13 protein-coding genes are annotated in these 24,451 nt (G+C 51.9%); 2 read left to right on the forward strand and 11 right to left on the reverse strand.

Features of this window, described 5'->3' with window-relative positions; all coding sequences use genetic code 11:
- Nucleotides 1-119: 119 nt before the first annotated feature.
- A complete protein-coding gene (locus tag WFJ73_RS07715) occupies nucleotides 120-1,820 on the forward strand; it encodes a PucR family transcriptional regulator (RefSeq protein ID WP_336772491.1) in 1,701 nt (566 codons plus the stop codon).
- 46 nt (nucleotides 1,821-1,866) lie between these two features.
- On the opposite strand, the gene WFJ73_RS07720 is transcribed toward WFJ73_RS07715, so the two are convergent.
- A complete protein-coding gene (locus tag WFJ73_RS07720) occupies nucleotides 1,867-4,686 on the reverse strand; it encodes a GxGYxYP domain-containing protein (protein WP_336772492.1) in 2,820 nt (939 codons plus the stop codon).
- A 309-nt stretch (nucleotides 4,687-4,995) separates the two neighbouring features.
- Between WFJ73_RS07720 and WFJ73_RS07725 the strand changes: the two genes are divergently transcribed.
- Nucleotides 4,996-6,504, forward strand: a complete 1,509-nt coding sequence (locus WFJ73_RS07725; protein ID WP_336772493.1) for a cobyric acid synthase — start codon at nucleotides 4,996-4,998, stop codon at nucleotides 6,502-6,504.
- Between the two features lie 83 nt (nucleotides 6,505-6,587).
- Here the strand turns inward: WFJ73_RS07725 and WFJ73_RS07730 are convergent, their stop codons facing one another.
- The 10 genes from WFJ73_RS07730 to WFJ73_RS07775 all read right to left on the reverse strand — a co-directional run bounded on the left by WFJ73_RS07730 (nucleotide 6,588) and on the right by WFJ73_RS07775 (nucleotide 24,272).
- Nucleotides 6,588-8,393 (reverse strand): ABC transporter ATP-binding protein, encoded by a 1,806-nt coding sequence (locus WFJ73_RS07730; RefSeq protein WP_336772494.1) that lies wholly within the window; start codon nucleotides 8,391-8,393, stop codon nucleotides 6,588-6,590.
- The gene (locus WFJ73_RS07735) at nucleotides 8,386-10,215 is read right to left on the reverse strand and encodes an ABC transporter ATP-binding protein (RefSeq protein WP_336772495.1); all 1,830 of its coding nucleotides are present in this window, start codon (nucleotides 10,213-10,215) and stop codon (nucleotides 8,386-8,388) included. Before WFJ73_RS07735 ends, WFJ73_RS07730 begins: the two co-directional genes overlap by 8 nt.
- A gap of 271 nt (nucleotides 10,216-10,486) precedes the next feature.
- Nucleotides 10,487-12,403: a beta-N-acetylhexosaminidase gene (locus tag WFJ73_RS07740; RefSeq protein WP_336772496.1), complete on the reverse strand. Its 1,917-nt coding sequence runs from the start codon at nucleotides 12,401-12,403 to the stop codon at nucleotides 10,487-10,489.
- Nucleotides 12,400-14,688, reverse strand: a complete 2,289-nt coding sequence (locus tag WFJ73_RS07745; protein WP_336772497.1) for a beta-glucosidase — start codon at nucleotides 14,686-14,688, stop codon at nucleotides 12,400-12,402. Before WFJ73_RS07745 ends, WFJ73_RS07740 begins: the two co-directional genes overlap by 4 nt.
- A 17-nt stretch (nucleotides 14,689-14,705) precedes the next feature.
- Nucleotides 14,706-17,228, reverse strand: a complete 2,523-nt coding sequence (locus tag WFJ73_RS07750) for a glycoside hydrolase family 3 N-terminal domain-containing protein (protein ID WP_336772498.1) — start codon at nucleotides 17,226-17,228, stop codon at nucleotides 14,706-14,708.
- A 42-nt stretch (nucleotides 17,229-17,270) separates the two neighbouring features.
- Entirely contained in the window at nucleotides 17,271-18,155 is an 885-nt protein-coding gene (locus tag WFJ73_RS07755; RefSeq protein WP_336772499.1) for a carbohydrate ABC transporter permease, read from the reverse strand.
- A 15-nt stretch (nucleotides 18,156-18,170) separates the two neighbouring features.
- Entirely contained in the window at nucleotides 18,171-19,040 is an 870-nt protein-coding gene (locus tag WFJ73_RS07760; RefSeq protein ID WP_442955936.1) for an ABC transporter permease, read from the reverse strand.
- A gap of 262 nt (nucleotides 19,041-19,302) precedes the next feature.
- On the reverse strand, nucleotides 19,303-20,820 hold the full coding sequence (locus WFJ73_RS07765) for an ABC transporter substrate-binding protein (RefSeq protein ID WP_336772500.1): 1,518 nt from the start codon (nucleotides 20,818-20,820) through the stop codon (nucleotides 19,303-19,305).
- 77 nt (nucleotides 20,821-20,897) lie between these two features.
- The gene (locus WFJ73_RS07770; RefSeq protein WP_336772501.1) at nucleotides 20,898-22,514 is read right to left on the reverse strand and encodes a response regulator; all 1,617 of its coding nucleotides are present in this window, start codon (nucleotides 22,512-22,514) and stop codon (nucleotides 20,898-20,900) included.
- Nucleotides 22,515-22,520: 6 nt separating this feature from the next.
- Nucleotides 22,521-24,272, reverse strand: a complete 1,752-nt coding sequence (locus WFJ73_RS07775) for a sensor histidine kinase (protein ID WP_336772502.1) — start codon at nucleotides 24,270-24,272, stop codon at nucleotides 22,521-22,523.
- Between the last annotated feature and the right edge of the window lie 179 nt (nucleotides 24,273-24,451).

The following is a 24,451-nucleotide window of genomic DNA, read 5'->3' on the forward strand; positions in this document are numbered from 1 at the left end:
TGCATCAACTAAAAAATTAAAAGAAAATTGGATGGATGATCCAAATATTGATTTACACCAATCCATTTACATGTTACATTTCATGACACAAAACTCTTTTCGAAAAGGAAGGGATCCCATTGCTGCTAAGCGAGCTGCTTGCCAACGACATTTACGAGCATGCACGAGTTATTGCCGGGTTTAACGGACTTACTCGCAAGGTTCAAACCGTCAATATTATGGATGCCCCCGATATCATCCGGTTTCTGCGCCCCGGCGAGCTTCTATTGACCAACGGTTATTTCATGAAGCAGAAACCCGGCATGTTTATGGAGCTAATGCGGGATATGCAGCGTATGGAATGCTCGGGTATGGCCGTCAAGACGGAACGCTTCGAGCTCCATGTCCCCGAGGAAGCGCTTCTCGAAGCCGAGCGGCTTCAGTTCCCGATTATCGAAATCTCGGCAGTAGAGCTGTCTTTAGGCGAAATTTTGCAAAGATCCACAAGTCTGATCATGAATAACAAGAATGAAGAGCTGCAATATGCCTTGCACATCCATAAGCAGTTCTCCGAAATGATCATGAAAGGCAAAGGCATTACAGGTATTGTCGATGCCTTGACCAAGCTGCTTTCCTCTCCCATTCTGCTTCTTAACGGAAAACTGCAGCCCATTGCGGAATCCAGGCTCGGTTACGCATCTCTTATGCCTGCCTTGGCAGCGGCAGCGGATGCCATTCTCGATGGAGCAGCAATACCGTCGTCGCCAACTTCCTTCTGTCTCACTGACGTTTCGCTTCGCAATCGCTGCAACGTGCTGCTGTATCCGGTTCACACCTACCGCCACGAAGGTTATTTACTCTCCTTCCATTCCGGAGAGAAAATGTCCAATTTGTACGGTTTAACTTTGGAACAAGCCTCCAATGTCATTGGCATGGAGTTGACAAAAGCACAAGCGGTGAAGGAACGTTCGCGCCGTTACAAAAATGAGTTTTTCTCCGATCTGATTGACGGCTACATCACCTCCGAGCAGGAAGCTATTCATCGAGGAAAGAAATACGGAATAAAAGCTGACGGAGCTTGGGTCATGCTTGCGGCTCGCCGTGACGGGGCGGGCTGGGGGAACGGCCAGAGGGATAGCCAAACAGAGCGGCAGGATGAACGGAACGTATCCGAGCGTGATGAGCATTACGAGAGGATCAAGCGGCATTTTTCCGCTATCGGGCAGTCCTTTGCGATGTTTACGAAAAACGATTCATTTGGACTACTGCTGCATCTTTCCGCTTCAGGTTGGGATGAATCCTTATTCCTCCAGCAACTGGCTCGCCTGTCTGACCGACTATACGAGGAGATCGGATTCAGCTTGTCTATAGGTATCGGCAAGCCTGCAACAAATGCGCTTGGAATCAAGCAATCCTATGAGGAAGCCATCAAGGCTCTCCAATACGGCTACCGCTTGAAGCGAACCAAGTTCGTGCAATCCTTCCAGTCGAAGGATATCGGTTATTTGTTCCACATGCTGCCGCATGACGAACTGAAGCAATTTTACGAGGAGACTTTTTATGGCATCAGACATACGGAGGAGCAGGAGCGGAAAGAGCTGCTTCGGACGCTTAGCGCCTTCTACGACACGCAATGCCAGCTGATGGAGACCTCAAAACTGCTTTTCGTGCACCGCAATACCGTCGTGTACCGGCTGGATAAATGCGAGAAGCTGCTTGGGGTTAAGCTGAAGGATCCCGTTGAAAGCTTAAGGCTGCGAATTGCTCTTTCCATAGAACCGCTTCTGAGTGGAGACTTCCCTGTTTCTTTGTCGAGGCAACAAAAAAAGCCCCCTAAATAAAGAGGGACGCATGTTGATCATGCGTCCCTCTCCCTTCGGCAGAGCCCTAGTTAACCGTAATGCTATCCACCGTTATCGTTGCCTTATCCGCATACCAGACTCTATACTCGAGATTCTGGTTAAGCGTCTGATTGAAGGACAACGTGAAATCTTGGTATTGATTCGCCGTCGCGAACTGCTGCCGCGTAATCTTCGCTTGTTTCACGACGGTTTTTGTTGCCGCATCCCAAACGTCGATAACAGCCACTACGTCTTTGTCGGACGTGTTGTTATCGATCTTCATTCGATAAGCAATCGTATGCTTTCCCATTGGAACATTCGCATCATCTGGACCGTTCAGCATATATCCCGTTCCATCGAGCGATGGCGTAGCTTGCCAGCCATCTCCGCTGGCACGTCCCACTTCATGCCCGACCACAGCACCTTCTGCTTCATACTTGCCGATTCTTTTTGATACCGTCACCTTATCAATGCCAATTGTCGCTTTATCCCGATAATAGACCTTGAATTCCAAGCTGCTTCCGGACGGATTGTCAAAGGACAGGTTGAAGTCTTGATACGTATTGTTAGCTTTGAACTGATTGCGGGACACATCAACCGAAGCAAGGGTATGCCCGGTTGCGTTATTGCGAACTTCAAGCGTAACGACGTTATCGTTTGTGCCCGCGTTGGAATCGATCTTCATCTTGAAGGTCGCCGTATTGCTGCCTGCAGGAATGGTATTATCGGCATTGCCTGACAGCATGTAGCCTGCATTATCCCCGCTTACGCTAGCCGACCAGTCGCTGCCGCTCGCTGATCCTGTTTCATGCGAGAAGGCGGTTTCCGCTTCGTATTGTTTAACGACCATAGAAGGATCGATAGGCAGTTGGTTGTTTTCGCGCATTAATTGGAAATAAGTATCGGGTCTGACAAAAACGATATTGCTATTGCTGCTAAAGTTATTTACCGCATTGACGATCATCTGGTAATTAACATCCCACGGATTGGATTGGATGCTGACAAAACGAGGTGCCGTTCCATCCCAGCCTGCAATCGCGTGATTAATCTCAGAAATAATCGTTGCTTCGGAGTAACAATAAGTCGCGCTTAGCCCCTGCGTTGGCAGCGAATTTCCGTAGATCGTAATTGGACTGCCGGCGTTTTGACCCGTTAATCCTAACAAGGACGGCGCATATTGGGCAAAGCTTTCTCCTACGTTCGGATTAATGCCGCCGGTAATGGTATTCCAGATTGTAGCTACCTTTAATCCTGCTCGATTCATGTAATCATTAGATAAAGCAACAAATTTATTCAGATAGGTTTGGTTCGCCCATGCATTCGGATACGTATAGCCAAACCCGGACGGCCCTGCGATAAGCGCGTCATTTGGTGTAGCGGAATCATACAAATAATTCAGCACGCCAGGCATCGCATCGAGCATAGCCGGCGAAACCGTCCAGCCAAGCGGTACGGCTCCGCGGTTAGGCGAATCCCAAATTTTCTTGAAGCGGTGTTCCATATACTGCAAGTTGTCACCATCGCTCAAAATGAGCGAGACATAAATTTTGTTCTGAAGAGCCGGTTTATTCGGCACAGGCTTCACGTTAACCGTTCTGGAAGTACCGCCGAATACCGTCAGGTTGGAGGACCAGTCGCTGGCAATCGTAGAAATGCCATACTCGGAAGCGGCTTGAACGCCAATCGCTTCATCCGGCCACCAGCCCATGTAAACTCCGCTGCCGGCAGGCATGTCGGCAAAGAAGCTTTGCAACAGGGTCTTCTCTGCCGGGACAGAAGGATTCAACCAGATGACAGCCGCGCCAGTTGCCGTTGCATAATCGCGAAGCGCGCCTTTAATTCCCGGACTTAATCCAATAATGAGATTATGGGTCAGCGAGGACCAATAATGATCATGCAAATATTGATAGACTTCAAGCTTTGTGCTGAAATCCCCTCGCAAATCATCAAGGATCGGCAGATTGTACGGTGCGGAAGTCAGCTTGCTGATCAAGCTTGGCGGCGCAACAATAGCTCCCGATTGAGCCGCGATTGTTGTCGCCAGGTTTAACGTATCCGGCAAGGCATCGTCATAAACGACAATTCCGTTAATTTCGCTGGCATACTTGGTAATTAAGGACCAGTTGTCCGCTACATCCGCATGTCCCAATCCCAGGTCATTGAGCCATTTATCTTTTCCGTCTTCGTTTCTGACGTTGTCATCATACGTATAGATCCTTGGCTGCGTTTTGTTGACAAGTCCCTTAAGAGTTGTAAATAAAACCATTTCATCCGATTTCCCTTGCTGAATGGAGCCCACGGCATCTACTTTGGTGTAAGCCCGGCCGTACCAGTACACCCTGAATTCTAACTCATGTCCGGTGGTCGGGTTATTGTAGTTGAGCGTAAATCGCTCGTAAGTGCCTACCTTCGTCCATTGCTTCCGGGTAATGTCTCGGCTTGCCAATACCTGTCCCGTCGTATTGTCTCTGACATCAACCGTAACAATGAGATCATCATTAGCCGTATTATTATCAATAATCATATCGTAATAAGCCTGATTCTCTCCTGCCGGAATATCCTTAGCGTACGGCCCGTATACCATATGCTTATTTGGAGCATCGATCGATGTTTGCGCCAGCCAGCCGTTGCTTTCCGGACGACCGGTACCATGGCCGATTCCTTTGCCTTCCGCCTCGTATCTATATTCCGTTACCAAATTCATAACGTCGAGCGTAGAAGCCGGCGCCGAGAAAGACGGCAAAATTTGCTCGGAGGGCCAGCTTAATCCGGCTGCCTCCGCTTTGGGAAGCCCCACGAACGGAGAAGATGCAGCCATAATAACGGTCGCAAGCAAGACTGCACCAAATTTCTTATTCCATTTCATCTTTAGTCTCCTTTTCCACTTGAATGATTGGGTTAACTTTTATGCATACCAGTTGCCGTTTTCCTCCCTCCTACCACCTGCCTTCACCCTTATATAATGCACGGACATAAAAACGCAAATAAGCGCCCCACAATCATGCCAAATGTGCCTGGATATGTAAGCGCTTATCTCGTTGAAGATTATATCATTCATATTGTATATATTCAATATATCTTATTGCATAATTCTTTCCCAACCTTTAGAGATGGTTTATATTGAAGAGACATGACTAATTCGACTTAAGTAATTGCAATTGAAGGAGGCACAAGCTTGAAACAGGCATCAACCATTATGGTGCAAGGCACGGCATCAGACGTAGGAAAAAGCGTTCTGACTACGGCGTTATGCCGCATCTTCGTGCAAGACGGATGGAAAACAGCGCCTTTCAAATCGCAAAACATGGCGCTTAACTCCTATGTAACGCTTGACGGCAAGGAGATTGGCAGAGCTCAAGGCGTTCAAGCAGAAGCTTGCGGGATTTCAGCTACAACTGATATGAACCCGATATTGATCAAGCCCACCGGAGAGATGAAGGCGCAAATCGTTGTCCACGGCAAGCCGCTGGAAGAAATGAGTGCCTGGCGATACCGAGAGGAGTACATTCCTTTAGCCGAAGGTATTGTAAGAGACGCATTGGACCGCCTTCGCGCGGAGCATGATATTATCGTGCTGGAAGGCGCGGGAAGCCCGGCCGAGATTAATCTGAAGGACCGGGACATCGTAAATATGCGCATGGCCAAATGGGCCGATGCTCCTGTCGTGCTGGTCGCTGATATTGACCGGGGCGGAGTTTTTGCTTCAATTGTCGGAACGATGGAGCTGTTGGAAGAAGACGAACGAAGCCGGGTAAAAGGATTTATTATCAATAAATTTCGCGGCGACATCAGCCTGCTGCAATCCGGTCTGGATTGGCTCGAAGAACGTACGGGAATTCCCGTGCTTGGAGTTATCCCCTATCTGCCAAGGCTGGATATTGATGCGGAGGACTCGGTTGTGCTGGAGAAGCGGACGGACCAAGCCGGGACCGGAGACTTGGATATCGCGGTTATTCGACTGCCCCGCATTTCGAACTTCACCGATTTTGATCCGCTGGAGGCCGAGCCGGACGTCATGGTTCGTTACGTCGGGAGCGTAGATCAATTAGGTCATCCGGACGTTATCCTTATTCCGGGTTCAAAGAACACGATTGAGGACCTTCTCTTTCTGAAGAAAACCGGACTGGCGGAAGCCATCGGCATGCATGCCGCAAACGGCTGTTATGTTGCCGGGATTTGCGGAGGCTATCAGATGCTTGGACAAAAGCTGTACGATCCGCATCAAGTTGAATCCGCATACGGCGAATCGGACGGACTAGGGTTTCTTCCGCTCTCGACAACCTTTTATACCAATAAACGAACGGAACGAGTCAGCGGAATGGTTGCCTGCGGACAGCCCGATTGGAATGACATGCAAGGACTTCCCATTGAAGGCTATGAGATTCATATGGGCCATACCGCTCCCCTCGAACAGGCTCATCCCCTTCTGTCCATTAACGGACAAGACGAGGGCAACATTTCGGAAGATGGCCGGATCTTCGGAACGTATGTGCATGGCATTTTTCATAACGATGCCTTCCGGCGACAATACCTGAATATGGTGCGCGCACGGAAAAATCTCGCTCCAATCGAAGAAATATTGCCCTTCCGCAGCAGACAGCTTGAAGCCTTTGACCGGCTGGCCGATCACATACGGAGCCATCTGGATATGGAGAAGGTTTATAGCCTTTTACATAAGCAATAAACATAAGGAAAGCCTCAACAGCAATCCGTTCGGCGGATATACTCTTGAGGCTTTTGACTTTCCCGTTTCCCGCATGATCAGGATCAAGCCGACAGGTAATGCCCTGCCTGAAGCCGGAACAGCTTGGCATAGCTACCATCCAACTGCATCAGCTCCTCGTGGCTGCCGGATTCGATGATCTCTCCGCGCTCCATCATATAAATACGGTCGGCCAAGCGGGTTGTGGACAGCCGATGAGAAATAAAGATCACCGTCTTATCCTCCGCAGCCTCCAGCATCGCCCGGTTCAAATTGTATTCGCTAATCGGATCAAGAGCGCTGGAAGGCTCATCGAGAATGAGGACCGAGCAAGGCTTGGCGAATGCCCTGGCGATTGCGATCTTTTGCGCTTCTCCGCCGGAAAAGATCTGCCCTTTATCCGAAAACTCTCTTGTCAGCTCGGTATTCAGCCCCTGATTCAGACTGCTCAAACGGCCGGAAAAATCCGCTTTCCGCAGCGCCTCAATGATACCGGCCTGTCGTTCCGTATCCTCGTCCGCTACCCGGTCCATCCATACGTTCTCCGCGAGACTAGCCGCAAACAGCTGAAAATCTTGAAACGCTACCCCGAACTGGCCGCGATAGTCTTCCGAACGGTAATCCCGAATGCTCCGTCCATCGTAACTAATATCGCCCTCGCTCGTGTCATGCAGCCTTAACAGCAGCTTGATCAGCGTAGACTTGCCGGCGCCGTTGTAGCCAACAATCGCGATTTTCTCCTTCGGACGAATGCACATATGGATGCCTCGAAGCGTTGGAATATCGTTATTACCGTAGGTGAAGCTGACGTTGGACAATCGGATCTCTTTCGGTAAGCTCGGCATTACGCAGGGCTGCAGCGGCTCCTCCATTTGCGGCTTATCGTTTAGAAAAGAGCGCAGTTGCCGGATATAAAGGTTATTCTTCTGGAACTTTGTCACCGTATCAATCAGATTATTGAGACTCCACCCCAGCGTCCATACACCGTTCGTTACAGCCGCAAACGTACCGTAAGTAATCGAATGCTGAACAATAACTTGATAAGCCGTAATGGCAAAATAAATGCCGTCCATAAGCAGCGTGCGGAACACAAAGCCGTTCAATATCCGAAGCAGAATTAAACGGGGAGCGTATTTGCGAACAACCTGCTGCATCGCCGTATTCGCCTGGCGGTAATCCTCCATGAGCGGCGCTGCGATTCGGCTCGTGCGGAGCTCCTTCGCGTAATCTGGCAGATAGAATACCCGGCTGGTATAGTTCTTTTTCCGTTCCAGAGGTTTTAACTCCAGCTCGCTTTTAAACTCTGCTTTATTGGACAGGATCGTAATCCCGAATCTCGCCGCGAGTCCGATAAGGACAACCGCAACGCCTAAAGGATTCAAGACCAGCAAGGTACCGGCGATTCCCGCTACGGTGATCGTACTCTTAAGCAGCTCCGCAGTCTGGTCGAGCACATCAGCCGCTTTGCCCTCCGTCTGGGACGCCGCCCACACGAATTGATTATAATATTCGGGGTCATTGTACCTTGCGTAATCCATTTGGATAGCCTTCCCGTACAACTCCTCCTGCATCGCTTTGTTCAGCTTCTGAAGCTGGATTGGCGCAAACATTTCGTAAACGTAACCGGCCGCAGTCTGAATGGCTGCCCCGTATAGCAGATAACCGCCCGCGGCAAGTAGAATGGGGACAACCGAATGATGAACCGTTACCGCGTCAACGACAAGTTTGATGAGCAAAACGCCCCACATCACATCAAACAACCCGAACAACGCCTGCATGATTAGGTGCACTACGGCGTATAGCGGTACGATTCGAAACACATACCTGAGCATAAAAAGATTATTGCGAAGAACGTCTCCCCGCTTAACCATATTGTGCCGCCTCCTCCCGGTAATGCTCCGCCTGCTTGCGGAACATATCCGCGTATTTCCCGTTTACGGCCATCAGCTCCTTGTGGGTGCCGGTCTCTACGATTCTGCCCTCTTCCAGCATGTAGATTCGGTCGGCAAGCGCGGCAGACGAGAGCCGGTGCGAGATAAAGATAATGGTCCGGTCCCCCGATGCCTGCAGCAGCAGCTCGAACATATAGGCTTCCGCTGCCGGATCAAGCGCGCTTGACGGTTCATCCAGAATAGCGATTCGGCTGTTATCCGCGAATAATCGGCTGATTGCAATTTTCTGAATCTCCCCGCCGGAGAGCACCAAGCCTTTCTCGTCAAATTCCCTGGTCATGACGGAAGAAACCGAGCCTCCCATGCTTTTAATCTTTTGATAGACGCCAACCTTATCCAATACCTCAGCTGCCCGCGTATATTCATGCTCGGATGCTCTACGCATAAATACATTGTCCGCAAGCGGCATCGCGATCACCTTGCAATCCTGGAATACGGTTCCGAACAGCTCCCGATAATCGCTAAGCCGATAGTTTTTGATCTCCGCGCCGTTTAAGCGAACGACGCCTTCCGTTGGATCATAGAGCCGCATCATCAGCTTGATCAGCGTGGATTTGCCCGCTCCGTTATGACCAACCAGCGCGATCTTCTCGCCGGGCTTCACCTTAAGATCAATGCCGCTCAGGATTGGCTGAGACTGTCCGTTATAAGCAAATCCGACCTGTGTAAGCTCCAGGCTTGGCTTTCCGGCGTCCGGAGCCACACCCTCTTGGCTCTGCGGAATAACCGGCTCATAGCGCAGAAATTCCTTCACATTCTCAATATAAATGCCGTTTTCTTGCAAATTGGTGAAGAAGCCGGACACGGTAGCCATTGAGTGGCTTAAATTGTTAATGGCATTCAGCAGAACGATAAACTGGAAGGCTTTGATTTTCTGAAGGACAAGCACGCTGTATCCCGCATACAGCATGGCCAGAGGATACGGAGCGACTCTGCCCAGAACATCGTCAAGCGCACGGTATTTGGCGACCTGCCTGCCCAAGGTCAGGAAGTTGCCGCGCATGATGCCAACAGCCTTCCCGTAACGGTCCAGCATCACCCGAAATATATTCGAGAGTCTGAGTTCCTTCGCATAGCTCTCCAGATAAGCAATCCGGTTTACGTATTTGCCAACCCTGACGGACGGGGTGTTTGCTTTGTTCAGTTCATATAAAGCGCGGTTGCGGCGGACCGTGATCGTAAGCTTGGTTACTGCCGGAAGAATAATAAAAACAATGGCAATCGGATCCAGATAAATAACCGTGATTAACAGCATGATGAATGAAGCAAGCGCCCCCACGAAATTCGTCAGATTGTCCAGAACGCTGGCCATGCGGGTGTCCGCTTCCAGCCCCGCCCGCGTATATTTGTCGTAAAATTCCGTATTTTCATAGCAGGCTAGCTCAACCTCCGCGGCTTTTTCGAACAAGATCCGGTTGAGATCTTGAGAGATCATGAGATCGCACACCGGCTTATAACGCTTCTCGAACCATTCGGAGACGACTGACAAAATGAAATACGTTGCGATCATGGCGCATATAAAAGCTAATACATAGCGATAAGGCGTCCCGTTCTCTACCGCACCAAACACATACCCGATAAATAATATGGCATAGAGATAATCCATTCCGTAATTTAAAACAGCGAGTGTAAATTGCAGGATAACCCGGCGAGGCGCCGTGCGGTAGGCGATTCCCAGGAAATACATATTATTGTTCCAGTACATTCGAAATTGCCGGTAAACCGATTCTTTACTAGACATTGGATTCCCCTGCCTCTTCTTTCTGGCTTCTTGCCTCTTGAATTACCCCGATTTCCTATGCTTCCGCAACCGATGAACGGGCGATCAATCCCCCTCTAAGCTTTCGGCTTCACAGATCCCAATATATTACAACCTATTTGACATGTCAAAATAAAATTATGTATATCTTTTATAACAAATTATTTTATTTGTTTTATCCAATGCTTCTTCTCGTTCAGGCAAAAAAAAGAACAAAAAGGACATCGGCCAATATCCCTTTTGTTCTTTAACTTTATTGCCCAAGCTGTTCCTCGTATTGCTTGAGCAGCTTATGGAATGCTGCGGTACTGGCGGTTAGACCGCCTTCTCGGTTGCGGGCCAACCATAGACGTTCGAATTCCCTCAATGCCGTTTGAAGGTCCGCATGCAGATGCTTCAACCAATCCGTCTGTGCAGCAGAATTCGCAAACTCCTGTCCGCAGATATAGCGGTGTAGCCCGGCTCCTTGTTTGATTAACCGCAGCGTATTCCGCAGTTCATCCTTCACAAGCTCCGAGTCCGATCCATAGAGCTCCAGCGCCTCGATCTCCTCCCGGCGGACAGCAAGCCATTTGTCCATCTCCGGGTATCGGTAATCGAGCCGGAACGGAGTTCCGACGCCTCCCAGAAGCGCGGCGATTCTTGGAAGCAGCTGGGTGTCCCGCTCCAAGTCTTCTCGAGAGGACAATCCGTGATTGATCAGATAGTTGGTGTAAGTACCGTTCTCGATCGTGCATCTTTCCAAAAGGTAATATCGGCCAAGCGTCATCAGCAATTCCCCGCCGATTCCGCTGCCGTCCTGGAGCATCCGACGCGAGATGTGAAATTTCAGCGCATCCAATTGATCAAGATTGGCATCTAGCTGCCAGCTGGCACCGGCTGCGTAAGCATAACCCGGGTAACTAACGGCCGGTACCTGCCAATGGCCGCCATCGCCCCAATCGGCGACGATTAGACCGGCAGCGCCATACGCTTTTCCGTTCTTGGCGGCGTCGGCAATGTTGCCGAGCATATTGTCCGTACGGCCCGCGATGGAAGACCAGGTGCTTGTTCCCGGACAAACATAATACCGGATGTTATTCTCCTGCAGTCTCCTGCAATGCGGTTCATAAGGGATCGGTTCGTCGTAATTCCAATGAAGCACCGTGACATCATCCGGCAGCAGGCTTATCAGCTCCGGATGATGCGTAAGCACGTCTCCCCACATCATCGGCTTCTTGTCATGGGAACGCGCAACGGCAAACATTTGCTCCGCGTATTCCAAGTAGAGCTTGCCGACGCCAATCTCGTCAGCCCGCTCTTTGCTTACGCCGGTGCCAAGCCCAAACGGTTCGTCCATGTTCAGATTGACATATTCCGAAGAGAAGTTTGGCAGTAGCTCGTCGAACAGGTCCTTGGCCAGCGCTGCGGACCTCTTGTCGACCGGATTCATGGTTGTAGGCGGAATCTTAAACGGCAGCGGCGATGGCATCCCGTCCGGATGCTCGGCCAAATCCCGGAGCTCCGGCTTCGACAACCAAGGCCACATATGGCCCAGACAATTCTGGCTTGGTACGAGATCAACGAAACGTTCCGCCGCGTAAGCGTCCAGCTCCCGGTATTCCGCTGCCGTCAATGGCGTTGCATCCGGGAATAAGGCGCTGTATTTCTCGTAATGGAAGCTGTAGCCCTCCATATAAAGCTGGAGGTGATTGTATTTCAGCTCGGAGATGCGGTCAACGCTAGCGAACAAGGCTTCCATCTTCGGGATCTTGTTCCGCCCGATGTCCAGCATCACTCCGCGGACCGGGAAATCCGGTTCGTCCTCGATGAGACAGTGCATCCATTCCCCTTGCTGAGCATCTATCATCTGACGAGCAGTAAGCAAGGCGTAATACAGCCCTTGCGCCGTGCTTGCCGCAAGCCGGAGTCCCGCAGGACTCCATTCGAGAATATAACCCTGCGGATGAAGACCGGACTGATGTTCAATAAAGACCAAGGTTGCAGGAAGATTCGTTGATGCCTCAGCCTTCAGCAAGCCAGCTAGCCGATTGGCAACGTTAAGCTTCTCCGCCATCCACAACGCTTCTTGATCGGCATGCCGCACGACAAACCGTTCGGCAGCAGGCGAGCTTTCTCCGGAAGCGACATACCTTCGAGGCTGGGGATAGAGATAAACGGGCGTCATCATCGCGCTTCCTCCTTCTCGCATTGTTCGTTCAACCGCGTCAATATCGCGGCAAGTCCCGCTTCCGTAAACTTGCCTCCGCTGAACGAGAGCAGCCCGCGAAGCGGCATATGCTCCATAAAAGCCCTCAGCATGGCGGCATGTTCATCCGTTAGTCCGGCAGAGAACGGGAGATTCGCGATGAGCTGATTCACGATTTTTGCTCCAACCGGACTTTGGTTCAACTCCGACAAGGTCGAATTGCGATGGAACGCCATCCGTCGGACTGTCGTCGACTGTACGGTTACGGTCTCGGACAAAACGATATCCTGCGAGGACCGGCCAATAAGCAGCTCGAATTCGCCTGTTTCCACGGTCCAATCCCGCAATTCCTCGTCATAATACGCAAAGCTTCGTTTATCCAGCTCAAACGATACCACCTTGGATTCTCCCGGCTCCAGCCTGATTTTATCGAAGCCCTTCAGCTCCTTGTCCGGACGGATAACCTTACTCACTTTGTCCCGCACGTACAGCTGCACGACTTCCATACCCGCGCGCCCGCCGGTATTCGTCACCTTCACCGATACCTTCAAGGTATCGGTATCCGTCAACGTTCCTTTATCCGCTGCAAGCTCCGAATAGTCGAAGGAGGTATAGCTCAAGCCATGACCAAACGGGAATAACGGCTGTATCTTCTTCTTGTCGTAATAGCGGTAGCCCACAAAAATCCCTTCCCTGTACTCCACCTTGTCTCCTTCGCCAGGGAAGAACAGGTAAGAAGGATTGTCGCACAGCTGCGCGGGAAACGTCTCGGCAAGCCTGCCCGAAGGATTGGCATCGCCAAACAGCAGATCAGCGATTGCTCCGCCTAATGCCTGTCCGCCGAGATACGCCTCTAGCACGCCTTTGGCACGGCCGAGCCATGGCATCTCGATTGGCGCTCCGTTGCTAAGAACAACGACCAGATTCGGCTGCGCCTTGCCAACCGCTTCGATGAGCGCAGCTTGATTGGCGGGCATCCGCAAATGCTTCCGATCAAATCCTTCGGATTCGTAGCGGCTTGGCAGTCCAGCGAACAGAACGGTAACGTCCGATTGCCGAGCAAGCTGAATCGCTTCCGCGATAAGCGCTTCATCCGGCTCCTCGCCGTTCAGCTCGTAACCTTTCGCAAATCGAAGCGTTGCCTTATCGCCCGCCGACTTCGCAAGCTCTTCGCTGATATCCTCAAGCCTTGTCGGCCGGATTTGGGAGCTTCCGCTTCCCTGATAACGCGGCTCTTTGGCCATCGCTCCAATGACGGCGATGTTCTTGCTTTTGGACAGCGGAAGAATGCCGTCTTCATTTTTGAGCAGCACCATGCTTTCGCGGGCAATCTCGCGTGCCAGAAGGTGGTGTTCTTCCGCGTCGACAACCGTATCCGGACGCCGCTCGTCCACCGCTCGAAACACGATGTTTAGCAAGCGCGTAACGGCCTCGTCCAGCTTCGCTTCATCCAACTCGCCGCCGCGTACCGCCTCAACAATCTGCCGCTGACCCTCGCCATGACTTGCCGGCATCTCCAGCTCAAGTCCGGCCGCAAGACCTTTGGCGCGTTCGTTGACCGCGCCCCAGTCGGACACCACAATTCCCTCGTGGCCCCATTCCTCCTTCAAAATATCCGTGAGCAGCTCTTTATTCTCGGAAGCGAACTCACCGTTCACTTTGTTGTACGCGCACATCACGGTCCAAGGCTGAGCCTGCTTCACGGCGCCTTCAAAGCTTGCCAAATAAATTTCGCGAAGCGTTCGCTCGTCTACGATCGAGTCGGAGGTCATGCGGCGGTGTTCCTGGTTGTTGGCCGCGAAATGCTTCAACGAAGTCCCTACCCCCTGGCTCTGCACGCCATGGATATGATTCGCCGCCATCTCGCCCGACAAATACGGGTCCTCCGAAAAATACTCGAAGTTGCGCCCGCATAACGGCGAGCGCTTAATGTTCGCTCCCGGTCCGAGAAGGACCGCTACTTCCTCCGCCTGGCATTCGCGGCCAAGCGCTTCGCCCATGCGCCGGATCAGACTTCGGTTCCACGAGCTTGCGACACCGGCCGCGGACGGGAAGCAAGTGGCCGGAACGCTGTCGAAGAGGCCCAAATGATCCGCCGAAGCGCGCTGCTTGCGCAGTCCATGCGGGCCGTCCGTCACCATGACAGGCGGAATGCCCAGACGTTCGATGCCGCGTATATGCCAGGTATCCAAGCCGGAGCACATACTCGCTTTTTCTTCCAGTGTCATTTGCGCAATCAGCGCTTGTATATCCCTTGCTTGACTCATCTTCCGAAACATCTCCTTCACGATTCGATTAATTCCATTTGTACCGTCTGCACGTCCCGGCTGTTAGGCCCAACCATAATGCTGAAATCACCGGACTCTGCCTTATAGCCGTGAACCGGAGACCAAAAGGAAAGATCCGAGCAATCAATCTCGAATGCGATTTCCAGGCTTTCTCCGGCTTCAAGCATGACTTTGGCAAAACGCTTCAATTCCTTCACCGGGCGAACCGCGCTGCCATAGACATCCTGGATATACAGCTGCACCGTCTCCTCTCCCGCACGGCTTCCGGCATTGGTAACCGTTACGCTGGCGCGGAGACTTTCCCCCGGCTTCATTTCCTTCCGGTCCAAGGTCACTTCCCCGTATTCGAACCTTGTATAGCTAAGTCCGAAGCCGAACGGGTAAAGCGGCTCGTTGGGACCGTCCAGATATTTGCTTATAAATTTCTCGGCAGCATTCGCTTCCGTAAGCGGGCGTCCGGTGCGGAAGTGATTGTAATAGACCGGAACCTGTCCGGTATGCACCGGGAAGCTCATCGTCAGTCGGCCTGCAGGGTTGTAATCTCCCGCAAGCACATCCGCTATGGCATGCCCCGCCTGCGCGCCAAGGTACCACGTCTCCAGAATCGCGTTTACCCTTCCTTCGAACCCTGTCAGCACAAGCGGTCTGCCGTTTGTCAGCACCAGCACGACCGGCTTGCCCGCTCCAATCACCGCTTCAGCCAGCCGAAGCTGGGCTTCCGGCAGCTCGAGGCTCATCCTCGAGGCCGCTTCGCCGGACATATCACTGCTCTCGCCAAGCGCCAGAATAACTAGGTCGGCTTGTCCGGCTTGCTCCACCGCAGCTTCAATGCCGCCTTCAAGAGAAGCACTCACGCCGGAGCCGGCAGCATAGAGTAAGTTTTTTTCGGGGATGCCTTTATCCCGCAGTCCTTCGTACAGGGTCACCGTCTCATGGCCATACCGGGAAAACTGCCAAGGGCCAAGCAAATCCTTACTGTCGGCGAAAGGACCAATCAGCGCGACTTTTCCCGTTTCCCCCGCAAGCGGAAGCACCCCGTCGTTCTTCAGCAATACAATCGATTTCCTGGCCAGCTCTCTGCTCGCCCGCAAATGCGCCTCGCTAAAGTGAATAGCCATCTCTTGCTCCGGACGAATATAACGAAACGGATCGTCCATCAGACCGGTCTTATACTTGAGAGTTAGAATTCTGCGCACGGCTTCGTCCAGCTGCGGCTCCGAAAGCTTTCCTTCGCGGATAAGCTCCGGGATATAATCGAAAGAACGGGTCACCATCTCGATGTCCATCGTCGCGTTCACCGCATGCTTGGCCGCTTCCTTGGCATCCTTGGCATAGCCGTGCTCCACGATCTCGTCTACTGCTCCGTAATCCGAAATCAGAATGCCGTCAAAGCCAAGCTCATCCCTAAGCAGCTCCTTTAGCAAATAAGAGCTTGCGGCCACCGGTACGCCTTGATAAATATTGAAAGCGTTCATGACCGAGCCGGCACCGGCTGCTATTCCCGCCCGGAACGGCGGCAAATACAAATTCCGCAGCGTTCCTTCGGAGAAGTCAGCGGTATTGTAATCACGTCCGCCTTCGGACGCGCCATAACCGATAAAATGCTTCAGGCAGGCGATAATCGTCTCCTCATTCTGAAGAGAAGAGCCTTGATAACCCTCTACCTGCGCTTTCGCAATCAGCGATCCCAGGTACGGATCTTCTCCCGCGCCTTCAACGACGCGTCCCCAGCGCGGATCGCGGGAAATGTCGATCATCGGGCCATGATTGTACATGATGCCGGAGGCGCTGGCTTCCTTGGCCGAGATCGCGCAGGCTTCCCGGATCGCTTCCGTATCCCAGCTGCAGGACCAGGCAAGCGGAACCGGAAAGATCGTCTGCGCTCCGTGAATAATATCGCCGTTGAAAAATAACGGAATCTTATGCGGCGACTGCTCCACCGCAATCTTTTGCAGCTCGAATACCCGGTTGACGTCAAACGCGCCCAATACCGAACCTGCCCGCCCTTCGGCAATCAGCTTCTCGGGAGGATCGGAAGTCACGGTACCGCCAAACGAGAAGTTGGAGGCCATGCATTGGCACATCTGACCGATCTTTTCCTCCAAAGACAGCTTACCGAGGAGCTGCTCTACCGCAGCCGCTATCTCCTCATCCGTACGTTCGGCCATCTTGCCCTTGCGGTACGGCTTCACCGTCTCGACTAACGCCTCCGACAAGAATGGACCGCGTCCCTTCCCGCCCTGCAGCGCAAACGAACCAAACATCGGAATGTACAAGGTTCCGGTAAAAGTCGATTCTTTGAAAGCCAGCTCCACCTTCACCTTTTCATCCGGCTTCCAGAATGCATGTCCGGTTCCCCGGAGGCTGTCTTCCCCTGCCTCAACCGTTTCCATTCGAATGGGCAGCGGTATGGGCTCCATCGCGATGTCGAGCGTATAGTCCCCTTTCTTCGATACCTTAAATTGCAGTTTCAGCTTCAATCGCGGCGTTTCCACGAAAGCATGCCATAATCCAATCATGGTTCTCTCTTCTCCCTTCTAGCTATATGAAGCCGGACTGGATCAGCCCTTCACGGCGCCAATCGTCATCCCTTTCACGAAATATTTCTGGAAAAACGGATAGACAAGCAGAATCGGAATAACGCCGATCACCGCAATCGCCATCCGGAACGTCTCGCTTGGCAGCTGCGCCAATGCCTGGCTGGTCCCCATCCGGCTGTTTGTGGTCAGGAACTGTATATCGCTCATGATGCGGTTGAGCACGTTTTGCAGGCTGAATAAATCCGGATTCGTCACGAACACAAGCCCGTTATTCCAGTCGTTCCAATAGCCAAGCGCTTGGAACATGCCCACCGTAGCGAGAATCGGCATCGACAGCGGCAAAACAATCCGGAAATACGTCTTGAATTCTCCCGCTCCGTCAATCGAAGCCGACTCCAGCACCGCCGTCGGGATCGTTGTGGAAAAGAAGGTTCGCATCAAGAGCACGTTAAAGCCGTTCATAAGCAGCCAGGGGATCAGCAGCGCAAACAGCGTATTTTTCAAATGGAAGACCTGCGTATAGATCAGATAAGTCGGAACAAGGCCCCCGTTAAACAACAGCGTGAAAAAGACGATAAACGCAATCGTCTGGCCTCCCGGCAAATCCTTGCGCGACAGCGGGTAGGCCAAGAGGGACGTCATGATCAGGCTCGCCAGCGTTCCGATCACCGTTACTAGGACGGTAACGCCGTAAGCGTGAAAAATTTGGCTCGACTGCTTCCACAAATATTCGTAGGCTTCAAAGCTGAAGGCCGACGGGAAAAGCGTATAGCCTTCCTTGACGATGGTTGATTCATCGGTAATCGACGCCATAAACAGCAGGATAAACGGCAGTACGCAAGCGGCCGAAAGAGCGATCATGATGATATGCGCCGACCACTGCCAAATCCGGTTTTCTTTATCCATGACAAGAGCTCCTTTCTAGAACAAAGCGTTCTCTTTGTTGATTTTGCGGACGACCAGATTGGAGACGAGAACCAATACGAATCCAACCAGCGATTGATAAAAGCCCGCCGCGGCGGACATGCCGATATCGCCAAGCTGCATTAACCCGCGGAACACGTACGTATCGATAACGTTCGTGGTGGAGAACAACGCTCCCGAGTTCATCGGCACCTGATAGAACAAGCCGAAGTCCGAATAGAAAATCCGGCCGATGCCAAGCAGCGTCAGCATAATGATGACAGGCGTAATCATCGGAATCGTGATTTTGCGGATCTGCAACCACTTGGATGCGCCGTCCAGCTTCGCCGCCTCGTAATATTCCGGATCGATGCCGATGATTGCCGCCAGGAAAATGATGCAGGAGTAACCGGCTCCCTTCCACAGATGGACGATCGTCAGGATATAAGGCCAATATTTCGGCTCGTTATACCAATTGATCGGTTCCATGCCAAGCGCGGGGAGGATCGTCTTATTGATGAACCCCGTGTCGATGCTGAGCATGGCATAGACCAGATAGCTGACCAGAATAATCGAAATAAGGAATGGCAGGATAATAACGCTCTGGTACAAACGCGACGCGAACCGGCTGCGGATCTCGTTCAGCAGAATCGCAATCGCGACCGCCAAGGCTAGACCAAGCACGATAAACACGGCATTATACAGCAGCGTATTGCGCGTAATGAGCCAAGCGTCGCTCGTTTTGAACAGGTATTCGAAGTTCCGGAACCCGATCCAATCGCTGTGCCACAACCCCTTGCGGAAGTTAATGTCCTTGAAAGCAATCGACAAGCCGAACAACGGCATGTAATTGTTGATAGCCAGGTACGCAAGCCCCGGCAGAAGCATGATGTACAGCGGTATGAACCGGCGAAGGCTTCTTCTTTTGCTGCGATGCGTGATGGTAGTCACCGCTTCTCTCCCCTTTCTCGCTTCGGCTTATCGCCGATGTTACTTATATGGTAATGAATTTGGGCCTACCCCCTCTACCGCGCGAACGACTTCCGGCTTGCGTTTTACCGACCTTCATTTGACCTTCCAGGGAAGCTTGCAAACGCAAAAAAACCGACCAATTCCGGATTGGTCGGTTCTAAGCTTAAAGCGATGCCGATTATTGGACGGAGTTGGCCCGCGCCCATGCATCCAGCTGTTTCTGCTTCTCCGCGATGATCTTGTCGATCCCCGCAGCCTTCAGCTTGGAGATGAATTCCGGCAGTACCTTCTCCGGATCCACGCTGCCCGTCTCCAGCGGCATTTTGTATTGCGTAATGACGTTGGAGACGGCGGCATACTCCGTTTTCACCGGTGTCGGATCAAAGCCAAAGCCCATCGCTTTGGAGCGATTCGCAGCTTTGTTGAACTCCTCCGTCTTGCTCCAGATGGCCGGATCATTGCCCTTCATCACGTAGGACAGGAACTGATTGCCGAACATCCAGCCATACGGCATATTGTAGCCGGTTGTCGTTGCGTCAACGCCCTGCGGATAGTCAATGACATTCTCCCCGTCCTGCGATTTCACGTAATGCTTGCCTTCGATTCCCCAGTCGAGCAGATTGACGATAGCCTTATCCGAATACATGAGATTGAGGAATTGCACGGCTTTATCCTCGAGCTTCGTATTCACCGGAATGCCCCACATCGCGCCGGTAACCGTGCTGGTCATTGCAACGGACGGCAGAAGCTCGATCGCCACGAGCGGCGTTCCGGCCGCTTGCGATTCCTGTTCGGCGAAGCCCGGCTTCATGCCCGCGATATACGCAAATCCTTTATTGGATTTGATCAGCTCCCAAGGCGTTGTCTTGTTGGTGCCGGCATCCTTCATAATATAGCCCTTCTGGTACCAGTCGCGAAGTCTCGTCAAGAGATCCTTGTATTCCTGCGTTTCATAGAGATTGACAACCTTCAAGCCGTTATCGTAGCCCGGCAGCACGCCAATGCCGTCTCCCAGACGGTCGTAGAACAAATAATTGTCCAGATATGTCTGACCGGCACCGGAAGGAATAAGCGGAGCAAAACCTTCTCCGTCCTTAATGGTCTTCAGTACACCGTCGAGGTCATCCAAAGTCTTGATCGAGGCCGTGTCTATCCCGTATTTATCCACGAGATCCTTGCGCATGGTGATGCCGTAATAAGCTGCCATGTCACGTACGCTTGGAACCGCAAAGATTTTATTGTTTACTTTGGCTGCGCTCAAATAGTCCTCGCCAACCGCCGACTTAATGCCTTCCCCGTATTTGTCCAGCAATTCGTCGAGCGGTACAAGCTGCTCTTTCGACACCATGCTGTTATACAAAGCGCCCGAGACAAACATCAAATCCAGCTTTTCGTTGCTGGTGAGCATCAGATTCGTCTGCTGCACCCATTCTCCCCCGCTGATTGAAGTCAAGCGGACTTTCGCCTGAATCTTTTGCTCGGTAATCTTATTGATCTCATCCTCAACCAGCTTCAAATCCTGTGGCGATGTTCCCGGAAAAGCAATCGTAAGCTCATCGATCTTGCCGCTTGGCGCCGAAGAGGCGTTGCTCCCCTTGCTTTCCGAGCCGTTATTGCCGTTATTGCCGCCGCATGCCGACAAGGTAAGCGAAATCGCAAGAAGCAGCGCCGAAGATACGGCCAAAGACTTTTTCATTTTCTATTCCCCCCGCTAGATTCATTCTGTGAAGCTGTCTTTATTGTAAAAGGACAACGCTTCACCCTCTGCCGTTCTTACGACTTCACGCTGTCACTTTTCCGACTTTCCTGTGACTGCCGGTATTCCAGAGGATTGATGCCCATGTATTTTTTGAAAATGCGGGAGAAATGAGAAAAATTTGCGTACCCGATCCGGCTTGCCACCGCGCTGACCGCCAGATCCGTATTCGCCAAGAGCTCGGCAGCAATGCGAAGACGCTGCTGCAGCAAATAATCCGAGATCGACATCCCGGTCTCTCGCTTGAAGATCCGGGTCAAATAATCCGGGTTCAGAAATACATGGCTCGCAATGTCTTCCCTTGAAATTTCTTCCGCCAAATGCTGATGAATATAAGTCTTCGCTTGTTCCACGACGCTTGGCGAATGCTCCAGGGAGTTCATGTAATCAAGGGATTTGTCCACCATATGACGAATCCAGATAACCGCATCCTTCGCCGACCTTCCGGCGCGGGCAAAGCGTTCAGCCGACAGGCTGTCGCTAAGCAGTTGATGGGCCTGGATCCCTTTTATCTGCAGAACGTAATGGACCATCTGCTGAAAATCCTGGATAAACAAGGCCAGAAGCTGAGGCGAAAGCCGGCCGGCTTCGACCTGCTGACCGATAAAGCTCTCTGCCTCCCCGATCACCTTTTCCCCTGCCCCTTCCTTCAGCATGATGCCCCACATCCCCATATCGGGGAGCGTGTGCGGAGAAGCCGTGCCCTGCCGATCTCCAAGAAAAACAACGCAGTTGTCCGAAGCCACGTTATCGGCATCCATCCGTTGCAAACGCTGATAAGCCGCAGCCATCTCGTGTCCGCGGACCTTCTCTCCGATATAGCAAGAAACATCGCACATGAAATAGGTTCGGCAAGCGGAGATGTAAGAATGGCATAACGCTTTCAAACTCTCCGGCTCCGAGGCTTCTTTGCCGCCGTTCAACACAACCAGCATACTATCGTCGCCCGCGGAAATGAGCAGACCGCTGTCCTGCCGCTGCATCAGCACTTCTTCGGCGGCCTTGCGGAGAGCATACTCCATCGTCTTCTTGTCCCTCAGCGAATACTCCTTGTACCAGCGGCGGACGCGCAGCAGAATAGGCAGGAAAACAAGCTTGTCGGAATACGGAATGTTGCGCTCCTGCGCTGCCATGCTGATCGCCCGAGGCAAAGCGGGAATGGCCTGACCGAGCACATCCAGCCAGAAACGCTCCACGAGCAACGGCTGATGCTGCAGCCAAAACTTTCCGAATTGGCTGAATTCGCTCATGTACCGATCCTTGTCCATCTTGCGGATCGCTTTCTCCACGACAGCCTTAAGCTCGTCGTAAGGGATGGGCTTCAGCAGATAATCGAGACTGCCCAGTTGAATCGCTTGTTTCGCATATTGAAAATCGGCATGGCAGGTTAGAAATATCGTTTCCGTCCCCGGACAATGGCTTCTCACCCACTCCAGCAGCTGGAGCCCTGATGCCTTCGGCATTTCGATATCGCATAACAGGATATCCACCCGCTCCCTGCCGAAAATCTCCATGGCCTGATCGGCATTATTAGCAGTCATGACCCGCGAGATTCCAATCGATTGCCAGTCGACGCCGGATTTCAGACCTTCTACCGCTATCGGTTCATCGTCCACAATAAGCAGCTGACGCATGCCCGTTCACTCCTTTTGCTCCTGACTAGCATGAAGAGGGATCGCAATCTCGGTTACCGCTCCATGCGGGTCGTCATTATAACAATCCATCCATGCTTTATCGCCGAATTGAAGCCTCAATCTTTCTCTTATATTCCATAGTCCGATATGCTCGCCAGTCTCATCCGCATAGGTCATTCCTTGACGCAAACGGGAAAGAGCAGCCTCGGAGTAACCTTCGCCGGTGTCTCTTACCGTGATGACAACCATCGGCTCCTCGGCCAAATCATCTAGCTCCGCTTCAATAATCAGCTTGATCGGCTCACCGGGCTTAACCGCGTATTTAACGGAGTTTTCGACCACCGTCTGCAGAAGGAGCGGAGGAATAGCCGTTGTCTCCAAATAAGACGGAATCTCCACCTCGCAAGAGAACGTATCCGGAAAACGCATCTGCTGAATACGCAAATAGTGCCGAATATGGCTTAGCTCATTCTTTAGCGGGACGAGCGGATGATAGCTTTGAAAAAGGTATCGGAAATAATGCACGAGATGCATGGTCATTTCCTGAATCGGCTCAAATTGCTTCACTTGAGCCAGATTGTACAAAATGTTTAACGAATTCATGAAAAAATGCGGATTGATTTGCAGCTGCAAATGCTTCAGCTCCGCCCTTTGTTTGCTGAGCTGCTCCTCGTATACGTGAATCTTAAGCTCTTCAATCCTGGAAATCATCGTATTAAAAGCCTGGTTAACCAGCTGAATCTCGTCGGGCGCTCCGGCGGCATCAATCCGGATTTGGAAGTTGCCCTTCCCGATCTTTCTCATGGCGCTGACCATCTTGCCGAGCGGAAGCAAAATCGCTTTTCTCAAGATCAGGAAGCTAAGCGGCAGCATCAGCAGAGCCAATATAATAACGACGGCGGACGCTTTGGTCAAGTAAGGAAGGTTCTCCAAAATAGACTCGTCCGGAATGGCGGCCGCGAGGCTAAAGCCGCCTTTTGCCGAGGACTCACCCACGATCAGGAACTTGTCCTCTCCTCCGGACAAATAATAACGCTGAAACCCTTTCGCGAGATCAAGTTCCTTGTTTGAGAGATCTCTTGTGGCAGATAAAATACCGCCATTGTCATCAACGAGGAGCACCGCTCCCGTGTTGCCGATACGCATTCCGCGCAGCGGCTGCAGCACGGTTGAAGCCTTAACCCATGCCCCGACAACCAGGTCTCCGTCGCGCATAAGGCGAACCAGGTACGACTCTCCTCCCAGCAGCATGATCTTCCAATCGACGTTCCGATACTGTGATTTCTGCGTCAGCTCGGACACCCTGTCTGCCAGCGCTTGCCGGATACGGGTCAGCTGAGGGTAGGACAAGTTGCCTTTGTATGCCTCAACCCCTTCATGCCGGTTAAGGGAATAGACATATAAACCGTCAATATAAGGATAAATCGACAAGTCCGAAGTGAGCTTGCGGTAGACCGCGGTTTTGGCCAGAACGAAATCGTCTTCCGTCCTCGCGTCGCCCATGTCCTGTACGTTAAGATCCGTTGAGGTTAGACTGGCCAAATGTCTCTCAACCTCGGTCAATTGCCCATCGGTCTGGTTCATGTAAATAGCGATTAAATTTTTGTTCGACGCCGCTACCTGACTGTGAACGACGTTCATGCTATACGAATTGTTATAGAACAGAAGCGCGATTAAAGGCATGGTAATACCTAAAAGGCCAAGCACCAGCTTGACCGGAATCGAATTCCACGGAATAGATTTCAAACGTTTGATCATTCGGGCCCTCCGATCGAAGTTCCTCATCTTAGCGGCCTTCACCCGATTATGCCGTCACTCTTCATCTTACTTGATAGCTTTTAGTATGGTCTATGCCTTTGCCGACTACTCTCTTGCTCTTTCCCGACCTGCTTGCATGCCAAAAAGCCCAAGTCCATGGAAGATCCGGACCTGGGCTT

The sequence above is a fragment of the Paenibacillus sp. MMO-58 genome (genome assembly GCF_037146255.1).
GTDB lineage: Bacteria > Bacillota > Bacilli > Paenibacillales > Paenibacillaceae > Pristimantibacillus.